This is a genomic window from Metabacillus sp. 113a (genome assembly GCF_050107635.1).
In the GTDB taxonomy this organism is placed as follows: Bacteria; Bacillota; Bacilli; order Bacillales; family Bacillaceae; genus Metabacillus_B.
On the sequence record NZ_JBNILJ010000033.1, the window covers coordinates 1 to 1,291 of the forward strand.

Genomic DNA, 1,291 nt, shown 5'->3' on the forward strand with positions numbered 1-1,291 from the left:
GCCTTGACGGTACCTGACCAGAAAGCCACGGCTAACTACGTGCCAGCAGCCGCGGTAATACGTAGGTGGCAAGCGTTGTCCGGAATTATTGGGCGTAAAGCGCGCGCAGGCGGTCTTTTAAGTCTGATGTGAAAGCCCCCGGCTCAACCGGGGAGGGTCATTGGAAACTGGAGGACTTGAGTGCAGAAGAGGAGAGTGGAATTCCACGTGTAGCGGTGAAATGCGTAGAGATGTGGAGGAACACCAGTGGCGAAGGCGACTCTCTGGTCTGTAACTGACGCTGAGGCGCGAAAGCGTGGGGAGCGAACAGGATTAGATACCCTGGTAGTCCACGCCGTAAACGATGAGTGCTAAGTGTTAGAGGGTTTCCGCCCTTTAGTGCTGCAGCTAACGCATTAAGCACTCCGCCTGGGGAGTACGGTCGCAAGACTGAAACTCAAAGGAATTGACGGGGGCCCGCACAAGCGGTGGAGCATGTGGTTTAATTCGAAGCAACGCGAAGAACCTTACCAGGTCTTGACATCCTCTGCCACTTCCAGAGATGGAAGGTTCCCCTTCGGGGGACAGAGTGACAGGTGGTGCATGGTTGTCGTCAGCTCGTGTCGTGAGATGTTGGGTTAAGTCCCGCAACGAGCGCAACCCTTGATCTTAGTTGCCAGCATTCAGTTGGGCACTCTAAGGTGACTGCCGGTGACAAACCGGAGGAAGGTGGGGATGACGTCAAATCATCATGCCCCTTATGACCTGGGCTACACACGTGCTACAATGGATGGTACAAAGGGCAGCGAAACCGCGAGGTTCAGCGAATCCCATAAAACCATTCTCAGTTCGGATTGCAGGCTGCAACTCGCCTGCATGAAGCCGGAATCGCTAGTAATCGCGGATCAGCATGCCGCGGTGAATACGTTCCCGGGCCTTGTACACACCGCCCGTCACACCACGAGAGTTTGCAACACCCGAAGTCGGTGGGGTAACCCGCAAGGGAGCCAGCCGCCTAAGGTGGGGCAGATGATTGGGGTGAAGTCGTAACAAGGTAGCCGTATCGGAAGGTGCGGCTGGATCACCTCCTTTCTAAGGAAGATATGAGCATCCAAGCGATGCAAACCATTAACGGACGCACTTCGAATTTGTTTAGTTTTGAGAGATCATTCTCTCTTGATTCACTTGTTCTTTGAAAACTAGATAACGATATGAATGTCAAACATTCACACGAGTAAGAAACGACCTTATGATTTTCTTCGTCCGTTTACCGGTTGAAGAAATGAACACAAGCCTTAAGACCATCCGGTCT

1 rRNA gene is annotated in these 1,291 nt (G+C 52.8%); it reads left to right on the forward strand.

What is annotated here, in order from left to right:
* Nucleotides 1-1,071: ribosomal RNA gene (locus ACQCVE_RS19515) — 16S ribosomal RNA — on the forward strand; the annotation flags it as partial.
* Nucleotides 1,072-1,291: the final 220 nt, after the last annotated feature.